8 protein-coding genes and 1 tRNA gene are annotated in these 15,708 nt (G+C 22.9%); 7 read left to right on the top strand and 2 right to left on the bottom strand.

Going from position 1 to position 15,708, the window contains the following annotated elements:
• Positions 1-5 precede the first annotated feature (5 nt).
• The gene (locus tag D500_RS03130; protein ID WP_008364460.1) at positions 6-5,315 is read right to left on the bottom strand and encodes an ABC transporter permease; all 5,310 of its coding nucleotides are present in this window, start codon (positions 5,313-5,315) and stop codon (positions 6-8) included.
• Positions 5,316-5,527: 212 nt separating this feature from the next.
• Here D500_RS03130 and D500_RS03125 point away from each other — a divergent pair, with 212 nt between their 5' ends.
• From D500_RS03125 to D500_RS03115, 3 genes are all read left to right on the top strand, one after another.
• Positions 5,528-8,674: an STREFT protein gene (locus tag D500_RS03125; protein ID WP_008364461.1), complete on the top strand. Its 3,147-nt coding sequence runs from the start codon at positions 5,528-5,530 to the stop codon at positions 8,672-8,674.
• Between the two features lie 14 nt (positions 8,675-8,688).
• A complete protein-coding gene (locus D500_RS03120) occupies positions 8,689-9,390 on the top strand; it encodes a lipoprotein (RefSeq protein WP_008364462.1) in 702 nt (233 codons plus the stop codon).
• 205 nt (positions 9,391-9,595) lie between these two features.
• Entirely contained in the window at positions 9,596-10,216 is a 621-nt protein-coding gene (locus tag D500_RS03115) for a lipoprotein (RefSeq protein WP_008364464.1), read from the top strand.
• Positions 10,217-10,262: 46 nt separating this feature from the next.
• Here D500_RS03115 and D500_RS03110 read toward each other — a convergent pair whose 3' ends face one another.
• Positions 10,263-12,689, bottom strand: a complete 2,427-nt coding sequence (locus D500_RS03110; RefSeq protein WP_008364465.1) for a PTS fructose transporter subunit IIABC — start codon at positions 12,687-12,689, stop codon at positions 10,263-10,265.
• Between the two features lie 251 nt (positions 12,690-12,940).
• Between D500_RS03110 and D500_RS03105 the strand changes: the two genes are divergently transcribed.
• The 4 genes from D500_RS03105 to proS all read left to right on the top strand — a co-directional run bounded on the left by D500_RS03105 (position 12,941) and on the right by proS (position 15,700).
• Positions 12,941-13,213: a hypothetical protein gene (locus tag D500_RS03105; protein ID WP_008364466.1), complete on the top strand. Its 273-nt coding sequence runs from the start codon at positions 12,941-12,943 to the stop codon at positions 13,211-13,213.
• Between the two features lie 187 nt (positions 13,214-13,400).
• A tRNA-Ser gene (locus D500_RS03100) sits at positions 13,401-13,490 on the top strand.
• Positions 13,491-13,614: 124 nt separating this feature from the next.
• Positions 13,615-14,295 carry a hypothetical protein gene (locus tag D500_RS03095; RefSeq protein ID WP_008364467.1) on the top strand — a complete coding sequence of 227 codons (681 nt, stop codon included), beginning with the start codon at positions 13,615-13,617 and terminating at the stop codon, positions 14,293-14,295.
• On the top strand, positions 14,276-15,700 hold the full coding sequence (gene proS / locus D500_RS03090; RefSeq protein ID WP_008364468.1) for a proline--tRNA ligase: 1,425 nt from the start codon (positions 14,276-14,278) through the stop codon (positions 15,698-15,700). Before D500_RS03095 ends, proS begins: the two co-directional genes overlap by 20 nt.
• Positions 15,701-15,708 lie beyond the last annotated feature (8 nt).

Genomic DNA, 15,708 nt, shown 5'->3' with positions numbered 1-15,708 from the left:
TTTTATTATTCTGAATTATTTAAAATTTCACTTAATTTAGTGTTTCTAACTTTTTTAGTTGAAATTCAAATTGAAACAAAAAATGAAAATAAAACTAAAGTTATACAAATTAATAAAGCTCACCATTGCACTGATATTGGTATAGAAATATTATTAACTACAAGAAGTTTATTTAAAAGCATAATTGGTAGAAAAATACTACATATTGTTAATAGTATTACTAGAATATTAAAGATTTTAGTAATTCCTAAAACATATCAAACAGTTCGACTATTAGTATATCCCATACTTCTTAACATAATCATAAATGATTCATACTGACCTATATAAATACCAGTAATTAACATAATTAAAAGTGAAGCAGATAAACTGATTGCTGTAATTATAATAATTGCAATATAAATTGAAGTTTTAGTTAATTGATCAATTAATTGTTTAGTTTGATTTATAAAATTAACATTAGAAATTGCTGTTTTATAATCACTTAAATTCAATAAATCAATAATTGCTAAACCTAGTCTTTTTTCAGGAATAATTGAAACTGAACTTGTGATTGTTAAAGGTTCAGAAGTGTTTGAAAAAATCGTATTGTAATAATAATGTGGTGAATAATCAAAAACATTTTTAGTTTTTAAATAACTATTTCTTCAAGGATCAATAGTGTTATGTTTTTGTCAAGTTGTAGTGTTATAAGTGTTAAATAATTGATTTTTAGTAATAATTTTAGAAGTATCAAAAGGTTTGTAATCATAATTTATTGATCTACTAATATCATATCCATAAATCATATTAGCTATATCTGAATCAATAATTGCATAAGATTTTCCATAAATATCACTAGTTGCAATATTTTCTAGTTTTATTTTTAAATCTTTATTAACATAACTAACTTTACTATTTTCTGATTTTAAAATAGCTGGTACATTTTGTCTTTTACCTAATGCTCTTCTATAAAATAAAGCACTACCATTTAAAATTAAATCATTTAAAGCTGTTGTTGGTGATGATTTTATAACACCTTTAATTTTTTCATAACCTGGTGTAAATTGGAAATACACATGACGTCTGTCAATTCTTCTTTCTTGTTCAATTGAAAAATCATATGGTCTAATTTCTAAATATTCTTTAATATTTTGATCTGATAAAACCGAGTTTCAAGCATTTCTAACTGAAAGTGGAACTTGTTCTATTTTTAGTTTTTTTAATGCTGGTTGAATGTATTCTCTAGTTTTTTCATCAGTTTTATCTAAATTATCTTTTCAATCATCATTTGGTTCTTTGTTATTTCCTCAACCTAAAGCATATTTTGCAAAATCTTCTCAACTAATTTCATTTGAAATTGGAATAAATAGTTTTAAGTTTCTTAATTGATAATAAGGTCTTAAAAATGATTTAATAATTTCTCCATTTTTATTAATTACAAAATCACCAAATATTGGAGAATTTTCAACAATATTATCAACTTGTTTTTCAATACTTAAATCGTTACTATTTTCTAATTTATCAGATCATAAATCTATTACTTGTTTTTGAGTAAAGTTATTAACATCTAAATTGTAAGGATTTAAATAATAATGTTTAGTATTATTATTTTCAACTACTTCATAATTATAAGAAGAATAATTATTTTGATCATTAATACTTCTTATTGGTTTGTCTATTCAATTAGAATGTTTAGTTACATATTTAGTTTGTAAATAATCAGTATCATCATATAATCAAGCTTGTTTTGGTAAAACTTTAAAATCATTTGATTTAGTTTTATACATTAATTGAGAATTATAAGAACTAATATTATTTAAAATATTTGAATTATTTTTTATATTATTATTTAATGTTTGATTTAAAATAGTTGGAATAATTAATGTATTTGTTTTTCTATTATAAAGTGTTTTATTATTTATACTTGACTTTAAATCAGAACCTTTATTTGTATATGGTGAATTAATTATTTGATAAATATTTTGAATATCACTATTTGATAAAAACACTTGGTTTTTTAAACTATCATCTATTTTAAAAGTGTTTTGAGTTTTATCTAATCCTAAAATTTGATAATTAGTTTTATTGTTATTAGAATAAGGACTAAACACAGTTGCTAGTTGGTCTTTTTGACTAATAACATTTTGAGATTGAAACCCAAAAGCTAGTTGCGTTTTTCTTGAATCAGTTGTTAGATAAGATTTAATAAATGAAGGTGCATAACCTAAAACTAAATTTAAAATTTTTTCTTTTCATTGAGTATTTTTTTGAACTTTATTATCAAAAACAACTTCTAAAATTCTTGAAACAAATTGAGTTAAAGGTTGAGTTGTAATATTTAAAAAATCAAGTTTTGCTTTATCAGTTTGAAAGTGTTTGTTTAGATCTGCATCATTTAAAATATAAGCATATAATTGTTCAATAGTTCCAATTGAAATACTTCTACTATTTGCAATACTTAACTGATAAACAGTTCAATCTAATAAATTAGTATATAAATCAGAAATTCCACTATTTATATAACTTTTAACAAATGACTTATAAGGAGTTAGAATTTCAGCTTTATTATCATTTATTTTATAAATTAAAGTTGGTAGAATTGAAGAATTTGAAACTGATAAAGTATAACTATTTGGATCATCATAATAACTAATATCTTGATGACTAGTTTTTATGGTTTTATAAGTAGAATCTAAATTTTCATGTCCATTTCAAAGATTGATTGTGTCTTTTCCTAGTGGAGTATTTGTAACATTATTAAAAATTTGATACTCGTTATTATAATTAATGTTTTTAAAATAAGTATTTTTAGTATGAATAGCAATTGAAGGAATAGCAATTCCAATAGAAACAAATAAAGTAGCTATAAATAATAAAACTAATAATAAACTAAACGGTTTTTTACCAGATTCAGTTAGTTTTAACATTAATAAAGTATTAAACTTAATCTTTTTAAATAAATGTTTTTTTAATCAGTCAGTAACTTTAGGTTTTGATCATTTTTTAGTATGATTAATTACTTCTAATACTGGTTTATTAATATTAAATAAAGCAACAATAAATGAAAATAATCCAATTAAAATTCCAAATATAAAAATACTAATTAAAATTGAAATTCAATCAAAAGCAATTTGTTCAACTTGTAAACTAAAATAATCTTTAAAAATATTTACAAAAGGTACTTGAAGCATTGTTCCAAACATTCAACCTATTGGAATTGGAATTAAAACTAAAATTATTGCATATCAAATATATGAAATAGCAATAGTTTTATTAAACACTCCATTAGCTTTTAAAATCCCGATTTGTTTTGCATTTGATTGAATTGATTTAATTACACCAACAAATACAGCTAATGCTGAGATCATAGCAATTAAACCAGCTGTTAAAAAAGTAGCTAGTGAATAATAAAATGTAATTTTTTGATATAAAGTTCAGTTTAAAGAATATCAAGATTCATTAAAACTTAATGTTTTATAAAAAGTATTAGCTTTATTTTGATTATTATAAGCTTGAATGTTTTCTCTAATTTTATTTGATTTTGAAAAGTGATCTAAATAAAGGTTATTTAAATTAGCATTCTTATCTTTTTTAATTAAAAAGAAGTTATAAATTGTAGTTTGGTCATTATTACTTGGATCAGTTTGTTGTCCAATTATTTGATTAATTGTTTTATTATTAGCATAAATTAATCCACCAGAATCAGATTTTGGTAAAGGTACATTTGGATCTGAAGTTGGGAAAAATGAATAAGTATCAACAGCATATCCTGAAACTACTAAACCAACAGCTTGACCTAAATTAAGACTTGATCCAATTTTAATTTTATTAGCTTTAGCAAATTGTCTACTAATAGTAACTTGACTTGCATTTATTGAATTATTACCATTTAAAACTAAATAATTAGTATGATTTTGATCTGAAATATTAACTATTCTAAAAGTTTTTTTAGTAATTGGATCATTAAAAATAACTTCAGGTCTTATATATAAATCATACCCATTAGCAGAAGCAACTAATTTATGATGAGTTAAAAAAGCAGCAGTTATCATAAAATCTGTAGTTGTAGATTTACTAATATCAGTATTATTAGTAAAAAAACCAGAAGCTTTATTTGAAATATTTAAAAAAGGATTTGTATTTAAAACTAATAAATCAACAAACTCATTGTTTTTAAAAATTTCAGGTAATTTTTCAACATCTTGAGTATAAACATTAGAACCTGATAAAAATCCTCTTAATTCATTTGTTTCACTATATTGAAGTACTTTTTCAATATTAACATTGTTATTTTCTTGATTTGTATAAACGATTAAAGGTCTTAAAATTCCCTTAAAACCTTTTTCAATAATATCGTTATAAAAACTATCTTCTTTATTTTGATTTAAAAATATCATTTTATCAAACTCAGCTTTTGAAACTGTTTTATTAAAATGAGTAGTGTATTTATTTTGATCTGAAGTTAAATAATTATTTCTTAAATCATAAGTTAAAGTATCTTCAAATTTAATTCCAAATAAAAATTCATAAACTATTTTAGCTATATTATCTTTGTGTTTTTCTCACTTTTCGTGTCTTATAAAAGTTCTAATTGTTTTAAATAAATATTGAGAAAAAGACTCAAAAGCATAATAAGAATAATAGTATGTTTTTAGTTCTTCAGGATGTTGTTTTTCTAATTTATTAATTAGTTCTTTATTTTTTAGAAATTCTAATCAAGTATAAGGTTTATTATCTTTTAAAAAGTGTTTGTATCAATTAGGATTAGTTTTAGTATATTTACTAATAACTGTATTACTAATTGCTTTATCATTTTTAGTTAATAAATCAACCATTGTACTAAATAATAAGTCATTAATATTAAAATCAAAGTTTTCTTGAGTTTTAGAAACTTCTTCATCTTTTTGATCTTTTAAAAATAAGTTTTTATTATCAGTTCAGATTTTTTTAAATTCATCTGATTGTATAACTTTAGTTAGTAAAGTTTCAGAACCATAAAACTTATTAAAATACAAATTAAAGTTATTAAAACCATCATCATTAAACCCAGTAAACTGTTTATCTATAAAATCAAAAATTGGAACAAATAAAGGATCACCATTTTCAGGTTTTGCTTTATTTCCAACTACAATTTGATAAGTTGAATCAAATTTTTTAATTTTAGAATTGTTAACTATTTGGTCATATGTTGTTTTTAAACGTTTATTAGTTGTAAAAGAAATTGTTAAAATACTTGAAGCTATAAAAGTTAAAAAAATAATAATAATTAATTGTAATTTAAATTTTAAGATTCATTTTAAACCCTGTTTAAGCATTAAAAATAAATTACTCATCTATTTGTTCCATACCTAATTTATTTATATCGACTAAATTTTATAGATATTTTTTAGAAATGAAAATACCAAAAATGATTTTTTTAATTAAAAATAAAAACAAAAAATAAAAGGTAATAAGTATAAATATAAATAATTTAAAAGTCAAGTATTGATAAAAAAATGTTTATTAATAAAATATCAACAAAAAGCACTTTTTGTATTGAGGTTGTATGAAAAAATCTGTTAAAAAAGCAAAGCCGTGAGTAATTGGTTTAATAGTGGTTTTTGCATTTATTAGCGGATTTTTATTTTTTGTTAAGTCTTATGTTGATTCTTCAAAACAAAATTATTTAAATAAAATTCAAAGTTATATTGATGCTAGTTCTTATTTAGCTAAAAGTAAAATTTTAAAAAATGTTGAAGATTTAAATGAAGATTATGTTAATCAAAAATTAAGTGAACAATATTTAGAACAAGAATTTGGAAAAGATTTTATTTGAAAACCAGATAAAACTAATACAACTTTAAAAAGCAAAATTTCAGATATTTATAGAACTTATTTTGGTAAATCAATTGATGTTATTGAAAAAGATTTAAAACTACAATATAGAGATAATAAAAAGAATTTAGTTGATATTACTGATTTAAAAAACGGAGAATTTGTTCCAAAAAATATTGATAAAATTACTGCTTTAACTAAGTCTTCAGAAGATTTTTTAAATGGATTTTCTCCAAGTTTTGCTTCTTTAGGTTTATCTTTATTTCAATCTCAAGTTTTAAAAAATGAAAATAACTTAAAGCAAATAAAAGATAATAATATTTTAAAAGGTGTTGTTAATTTTATTAATAATAATCAATCTTTAATTAATCTTTTATCAAAGATTTTTTCAACTAAAAAAGTAGAAAAAGATTATTATAAAAATTTAACAATTAAACAAGCTTTTAATAAAAACATTAACTTGATATCAAGTAGTCTAACTGGTGAATATCATAGTCATCATAATGAAGATCATTTTGCAAATGATGTAAGTGAATTTTTTATACAAAAAGTTAAAACTACAGTTTTAGATGAATGACAAAAAGTTAAAAATGATTCTAAAATTGAAATAATAGATAAGTTTAAAACTATTTTTACTAAAGTAAAAGATGAGTTATTTAAATTTGATTATTTAAAAATCGCTGATAACTTATTTAGATATATTCAATCAGAACTATATTTTGCAATGTATTATGTAGTTAATGAAGAACTAAAAGATCCAAGTGAGTTATTAAATCAAAAAATTGAAAATAAAAAATTTAGTGCTTTAGTTAATAATAAATTAGATTTTTCTTTATTAATTAATGGATTTACTAAAGTTTTAGAAAATCAAAAATATGCAACTAGATTATTAGATTTCTTATTTAAAAGAGCAGATAAAACAAAAGTATATTTCGATCATAAAACGTTACCAAATAACATTGGAACAAGTAGTCTTATTTTAGATATTATTAATGCTTTACAAAGAACGATTCTAAGAGCAAATACATTAATTAGAGAAGCAATTGAAGGATTAGAAACATACATAAAAGATAATATGTATGAATTAAGAAATAAAATAACTAATTACATTAAGTCATTCCTGAATAAAAATGTTAATAAATTTTCTAACTCTGTTCATTTTGGCTATATTCACAACACTGAAGACTACAATAAATTAAATGTACAAATTTATACAGCAGGATGAATTACAAATTTTTATTATGTAGATGCTAACATTTATATTTTTGGTAAAAATGGATTAGTTGGAAGAATTTTTGATTTATTTAAGCAAATAGGAAATTCTATTTCTGCTACTAGTTCTGATAGCTTTAATTTTTTAAAACATATTCTACGTAGAGATATAGATTCTAAGATTGGATTTAAAGATAATTTTGATGAAATTTCAAAACTTATAAAATTTGGTCATGAAATTTTTAGTGATGAAAAATTGTTAAACATTGATTTAAGAGTTACTTTCTTAAAGCATATAGCAAACATTAAAGGTATATATGGAATTATCAATTTACCAAACCAATTAGATCCTTTAAAAAATTTATTAAATTCTTTTGGATTAGGTAGATTTATTAAAAATGTAGAAGATGGGGTTAAACCTTTACAAAATATTTTAGATTTATTAAAAGAATTTGGTTTTATTAAAAACACCAAAAACTTTTTAAAAGAATTTGATGATTACATTAAAAAATTAACTACATATTTACCTAAAAAATATCAAAGTGTTAATACTCAACTAAACTATGATTTAATTTCAAATCTTTACTTACAAGATACTAGTAAAACCAACTTTATGAAGGAGTTTACAACTAGATTAGCTGAGTTCTTATTTCCAAAAAATAATCAAGCAAATGATAATGAATTATTACTTCCAGTAATTAGATTAGTTAGATTTGATAAAGAAAATAAAATAAGAAGTGTTGATCAAATAAAAAGTGCACTTGCTAATTATTCAGAAAAGATTATTTCTAAAGATTCATTATTTAAAAGTCTTAACGATATTAAAAATCTTAAAATCAAACTTCCTGATGTTGTTTTAAAACACTTAGGTATAGAAAACTTAGAAAATTTAACTATTTTAGAATTATTACAAATTATTAGTAAATATATTAATGAATTTAATAAACATAATCCTAATAAATCATTAACTTTTGATTTATATTCAATTGGATACTTTTTAAAAGCACTAAGTTCTAAAGTTGATATAACTTATTCAAATGGTAAAAAAGAAGAAAATAAAAACCTAATAAAAGCTTTATATGATGATTTAGATTCTTTTAATCATAATAATGATGAAAATCCTAGAAATAGACCTGAAGATTCATTTTATAACTGAAAATCAGTTGTTTTAAAACTTGGTGATGGTATTGAAAAAGAGATTGATCTAAACCTAATTAAAAATGATTTTTCATATTCACCATTACACTTATTACTAGGTATTGATTTAAATAAAGTTCAATATATTAAAAATACTATTGGATATGCTTTAGGTACTTTAGTTGGTGGAATAACTATAAATGATGAAAATTATAATTTAGCTAACGAAAATAGAGATGCAGTAATTACAATTTTTGCAATTATAAACTTTACTTTACAAAACCAAGTATCTATTTTAAAAAACTTAGAATATCAAAAAGCAGGAGTTTATTATAAAAAAGATTCTTGAAAAACTCAATTAATTAAAAGCAGTGATAAAGAAATTAAATATCATCTAATTAGAAATTTAACTTCAGAAAATGAGATTAGCAAAAAAGTTGGAAACCGTTTTGAAGTAACACTAACAAATGATGAAAATAATTCTTATTGAAAAATTTCAAACATTGTTGCATTAGATTATAAAAATTAAAAAATAGGAGAAAAATGAAAAAGTTAGTAACCATTCTAGGTTCTATTGGATTAATTGCTACAACTGGGATTACTGTAGTTGCATGTAAAATGCCGATTGAATTAAAACAGAAATTAGAAGAGCCTAAAGAAGAGAAGTCTAATACTGAAAAGCAACCTGAAGTAGAGTCTAAAGAAGAAAAACAACCTGAAACACAAAATTATGATAAAGATAACGCAAAATATAAGGAAAATCATGAACCTAAAATGCAAAGTGATGAATCTAAAAATGATAATTCTTTAGAGCGCGATAATGTTGAAAATAACGGAAGAAACAAAAGCAATGAAAGCGATGTTTCTAGTTCAATAGATGAGCAACCACAAGGTGATGAACCTGGGCAAGATGAAAAACAAGCAAAAAGAAAAAGTGAAGAGAATATTGAATTAATTAAAAAATATGGAGAAGAATTAACAAATATTTTGGAATCATCTATGGATAAACTACAAGAAAATGATAGTGAAGAAAATGCTAATATTTTAGCTCCTGCTACTGAGTTACTAAAGGCATATGGGCAATTAAAACAATTTTCAAGCTTTAATGAATTTGAAGCTAAATTAAAAGAAGAAAAAAAAGGAACTTTAGATTCTGATTTTATTAGTAAATTAGAACAACAGTGAGATAAAATAGTCAATGATTATGAAAGAGCAAAGGATAAAATTTTAAAATTGTTAAAGTAATAATAAAAGATTTAATAGCAATTAGAAACTCCCTATTTATAGGAAGTTTTTTGTATCAACTGCAAAAAAGTGAACTAGTATCTATTTAATTATGTAAAAACATAACTTTTTAAAAAGTATAAATAAATTGAATTAGTTATTTTAAAATTCTTAATATATTCTAAAATATTTATTTTTAATAACTAAAACAACAGAAGGATATTATATGAAAAAAATAATGAGTATAATAGGTTCTATTAGTTTAATTACTACAACTAGTTTTTTAGTAATTGCGTGCAAAACATCTATTCAAATGAATAGTAGATCAGAAAAATCTAATAGTCTTGAATCTAAAAATAATAAAGATAATATAACAAAAAATAAAAAAATAGAAAATCAAACAATTGAAGGATCTAATGAATCAAAAAATGGAAATAAAGTAAATGGTGAAAATAAAAGTGAACACGGACAGATAAAACAAAAAAACCAAGAAAAAATGATGTTGGGTGGAGAAACAAAAGAAAAAGTTAAATACATACCTAAAAGAGATAAAAATACAAATTTCAATGCTATTAAAAAGTATGGTGAAAAACTTTATGGGTTCTTTTATTCTAATGTAGAAAAACTAAATAAACTAAATTCTGGAGATCAGAGTGAATTGTCATCATTAATTAGAAGAGTAACAGCTTTATATAGTAGTATAGCAAAATATTCAAGTTTATCTGATTTGCAATCAAAAGATAAAGTTAAATCAGAAGATGAAGATTTATTTAATGAATATGATAAAGTGGTAACTAATTATGAAAAAGAAGAGACTAACATTTGAAATTTCCTAAATTCACTTTAAGAACTAAAAAAGACTTTCAAAATAAAAGTCTTTTTCTCATTATTTTCTATAAACTGTTTATTATTTTAAACTTATTACTAAATTCACTTCTTAGTGTTTTTGAATAATCGATAATATCTTGTTTTTCTTTAGTTTTTAAGTCCTTAATATTTTTATGAAGTTGTTTTGCTTCTAAATTAGTATTTTGTTTTAAATCAGAAATTTGTTGACTATATTTAGTATGAGTTTGCTTTTTATAGTTATTAATTTCTGATTTTTTATTATTCATAAAGACTTTTTCTTCTTTATTTAGTTTTAAATAACTTTCTTTTAGTTGTTTTAATTTGTTTTTGTATTCACTAATATAAGTAGTTATTTGATTATTAATATTTTGAATTTGATCTAATTGTTCTTGTGTTAGATTTTTATTTTTAGTATTGTTTTTAATAATATTAATTTCTTGTTTTTTATCAGATATAAACTCATTTTTAGCTTTTTTAGTTTCGATTAAACTTCAAACATAAGCTTCTCTAACTGAACCAAGTTTCCCACTTTCTTGAATCATTCAAAATCCATAAACTAAAGTTGTAACAATTACTCCTATTAGAACAGCTATAAAGAAATAAAATGATTGAATACCATAAGGAACAGCTCCTAAAACTCAAACAATAGGTCCACCATGAGCTGCAAAGTCTTGAACTTTTAAAGCTCCAGCAACTCCACCAGCAACAGCTGAACCTAAAACATTACATAAAATTGCACGTCTTGGATCTCTTATTGCAAATGGAATAGCACCCTCTGAAATTCCAATACTTCCCATAATCAGAGCAGCAACTCCTAGTTGTCTTTCAGTTGAATTAAAGAATTTTTTAAATAATAAAGTTGTTAATCCCATACCTAATGGAGCAACTGGAATAGCAGCAGCCATTGCTCCCATTGGTTCATAAATTTTTTCAGTAATTAATGCTGAACAAGTTACAAAGGCAATTTTATTAATTGGTCCTCCCATATCAAATCCAGCCATAGCTCCAAGTATGATTCCTAAAGCTAATCCAATTCATATACTAGTTTGACTAGTATAAACGTTTTTAATTCATGTTGAAACATGATTCATTATAAATCCAATTGGAGCACCCAGTACAAAAATAAAGATAAATGAAATTCCAATACCACCAACTAAAGGAATGAAAAATATTGGCATAGCTGGAGCTAAAGTTTTTGGTACTTTTCAAGTATTAACTCATCTTACAAAATAACCAACAACTAATCCTGCAATGATAGCTCCAATAAATCCCATTGGAGTTTGAATTTGACCTAGTCCTGGAATTCAATTAGCAAAGTTTTTTGGATCGTTTCCAATAAATGAACCAACCATAGCAGGAGCAATAGCTGCTCTTCCACCAATTGAATTTGCTATAAATCCTCCTAGTATTGCAATCATTAAAGTAAATGAAGCTCCACCAATTGCTTCAAGATATTTTAAAAATCCTTTAGGTGCGGCATCAGCTCCATAAATTGCTTTTGCTAAACCTAGTGAAACAGCTAAACAAATACCACCAAGTATAATAATTGGAACCATATATGAAATACCAGCTAATATATGTTGTAATACTCCAACTTTATCTTGATTTTTAACATTTTTTGTTTCAAATTCTTGATTTGAAGAATTATGAATAACACCTAGTTTTAATGCATCATTAATAGTTTTTTCTGGATCTTTAATAGCATTAGATACCTTAGTTTTATAAATTTTCTTACCAATAAATCTAGTTAAATCAACAGCTGTATCAGTTGCAATTAAAACTACATCTGCTTCTTTAATTTCTTTACTAGTTAAAGGAGTTCCGATTCCTTTTGAACCTTGAGTTTCAACTCTAATTTCATAGTTTAATTTTGGTGCAATTTGTAGTAATTTTTCTTCAGCCATATAAGTATGAGCAATACCTACAGTACATGAAGTAATGGCAACTATTTTTAATTTATTATTAGATTCTTGATCAATTTGTTTATCAATAGTTTCTTGTTTTATTTGATTAGATTGTTTTTCAAAATTTAAAATATCTAGTATTTCTTTTTCAGTTTTTGCTTGTTTTAATTTAATTTTAAATTCTTGATCAGTTAATTTAACAGCAACTTTACTTAATAAAGTTAAATGTGAATTATTTTGTTCAGTTGAACTTGGTGTTAATAAAGCTATAGCAATTTGAATTGGTTGATTATCTAATGAATTTCATTCGATAGGATTTTTGAATTTTAAAACAAATACAGCAGCTTTTTTAATTTGCTTAACGTCTTTTGGATGAGGTATTGCAAATCCGTCTTCAAAACCAGTTGTGCCTTCTTTTTCACGTAATTTAAAACCATCAACTAAAGCTTTTTTGCTAGTAACTATTTCTAATTCTTTAGCTTTTGATCCAATAAATTCAAATACTTCTTGCTTAGTTTTAAGATCAACATTTAAAAAAATGTAATCTTTTTTAAAAATATTATCCATTATATCTCCCTTCTATTATCTTAATTTTATTCTTTTACTTTCTAAGATTACTAGTTTAACAAATTTACTTTCATATAATAAATAGAAAAAAATTTTAAATAAGTAATCTAATTTTTTAAAAAATTTTGTATAAGCAAATTTTTAAAAAATTTCAACGTGCACGCAAAGTATAGTTTTTTTTTTTTTTTATAATCGAAATATAAATTTAGATATTTGGTTGTAAATATCTAGCAAATAGAAAGGAGAAAATTATGAACCAAAAAACAAATACATTAGTTTTAGTTGGTGCTATTTTATCAATTATTGGAATTATTGTAGTATTTCCTATTTTAATTATTTATGTTTGATTTTTATTCTATCTAACAATTCCAGCAACAATTGCTACTTTTATTCTTTCAATTTTATGTTTAGTACCAAGTTTAAGAAATAATAAAGGACTAGTGATTGCAACTGGTATATTTGCTTTATTTTGAGCAGGATTAATTCCAGGTATTTTACTACTAGTTGGAGCTGCTAAAAACTAAAAACAAAGTAATACTAAATATTAATATAAAAATAAACATTAATTAAACTAACTTATCAAACAGCTATTTTCTTTTATTGTCTATTTATATTTGATAAGTAGTTTTTTTATTTGTAAAAAATTATTGGTTTAGTAAATCTAATTCAATTTATTTATATTTTTGTGTATAATTAAAAAGTATTACTTATGGGTTAATACTCAAGTTGGTGAAGAGGACACCCTGCTAAGGTGTTAGGTCGGTCTCCGGCGCGAGGGTTCGAGTCCCTCTTAACCCGCCATTTGAAATTAACAGACTACTTAGGTAGTCTTTTTTATTTTTGTTTTAATACTTGATGATTTAACTTTTAATTTAAACAATTTAAAACAATATATAATATATAAAGATAATAAATTGGAGTAGTAATGAATAAAAAAGTAGATAAAAATATTAATAACAAATCAAAAGAAAAAAAACCTTTTTGATCAAAATTAATGTTTTGAAAATCTGATAAAGATTTAATTCAACAAAATTATTTTGAAAATATTTTATATCCTTTTTTTATTACTAAAGAAAACGAAAAGAAAAACGTTTTAGACCTTATAAAAAAACAAGACATTCAATATTTTTTATTTTATACAAATTCAAAAAATTGACTAAATATTTTACAATATGGAATTTGTCCAGCAAAACACATTAAATTAAAAGCAAATGAAAAATATTATGTTTGATCATATCAACAAAAAGACTATTCAATTGGTTTAGAATTTGATGCTTCATCAAGAGCACAATTTTGAAAATGAATTAAAGATACAGATGTTAAAAGTGAAGAATTTTTAACAATAGCTATTAATCCAAATACTTTATATACAAGAACTAAAAAAGACTGAGTTTTTGATAAATCTTTATCTATGGTATTTATTAATGAAGCTATTCAAATAGAATGTATTGAATGAATCTTGTTTAGAGATTATGAATTATATAAAAAAGCAGAAGAATATCTTAGAAAAACATTATTAAACGATTCAATTAGAATATATTATAAAAACGATAGTAAAGTTGAACAAATAGAAAGTAATAACGATAATGAAAAAGCAACTAGATAAAATAACTCCACGAAATATTGACTTTTCACAATGATATACAGATATTGTTATAAATACAAAATTAGCTAGTTATGGTGCTGTAAAAGGTACTATGATTTTTAGACCTTATGGATATAGAATTTGAGAATTAATTCAAAAATATTTAGATGAAGAATTTAAAAAACTAAACGTTGATAATGTTTATTTTCCATTATTAATTCCTGAATCATTATTTAATAAAGAAAAAGAACATATTGATGGATTTTCTCCAGAAATTGCAACAGTTACAAAAGTTGGTGATAAAAAATTAGAAGAAAATTTATTTATAAGACCAACTAGTGAAGTTTTGATGATGGATTATTTTAGTAATGAAGTTAATTCTTATCGTGATTTACCTTTAATTTATAACCAATGATGTAATGTAATGAGATGAGAAAAAACCACTCGTCCTTTTTTAAGAACTAGTGAGTTTTTATGACAAGAAGGACATACAGTTCATAGTTCTTATAATGAAGCTGAAGACTTTTGTTTAAAGATTTTAAATGTGTATGAAAAGTTTGCAAAAGAAGTTTTATTATTACCTGTAATTTGTGGTAAAAAAACTGAAAAAGAAAAATTTGCAGGAGCACAAGATACTTATACTATTGAATCTTTAATGTTTGATGGACAAGCTTTACAATGTGGAACATCTCATTTTTTTGGTAATAATTTTACTAAAGTTTATGATATTAAATTCCAAAATAAAGAAAATAAATTAGAGCATGCTTATTCAACAAGTTGAGGGGTTTCAACAAGATTAATTGGTGCAATTATTATGACTCATAGTGATGATAATGGGTTAGTTTTACCAAGCAAAATTGCTCCAATTCAAATTCAAATTATTCAAATTAAAAACACTGAACAAATTGATCAAGTTGTTGATGTTATTAAAGATCAATTATCTGATTATAGAATAAATGTAGATAATTCTGATAAAACTTTTGGATTTAAAATTAGTGAAGCTGAAATTAAAGGTATACCAATTAGAATTGAAATAGGACCACGTGATTTAGAAAATAATCAAATCACTATTTCAAGAAGAGATCAACAAGAAAATAAAATTAAAATTAATTATAATGATGTAAAAAAAGTTGTTGATCAAATGATTAAAGAATATGATCAAACACTTTATAATAATGCTTTAGAAAATAGAAAAAATAGAACTTTTAAAGCTAATAGTATTGAAGAATATATAGAAATTTTAAAACAAAACCAAGGATTTGTTTTAGTTCCGTTTTGTGGAAGAATTGAATGTGAAGAAGATATTAAAACAAAAACTGCAACTAATTCAAGATGTATTCCTTTTGATCAAAAACAAGTACAAGGAAAATGTTTTAATTGTAAAAAAGATACTTGTTTACAAGTATTATTTGCAAGAGCTTATTAGAAAAGGTT

The sequence above is a fragment of the Mycoplasma feriruminatoris genome, from assembly GCF_000327395.2.
Lineage (GTDB): Bacteria > Bacillota_I > Bacilli_A > Mycoplasmatales > Mycoplasmataceae > Mycoplasma > Mycoplasma feriruminatoris.
The sequence above is the reverse complement of the archived record's forward strand: the minus strand, read 5'-3'. Positions and strand labels throughout refer to the sequence as shown.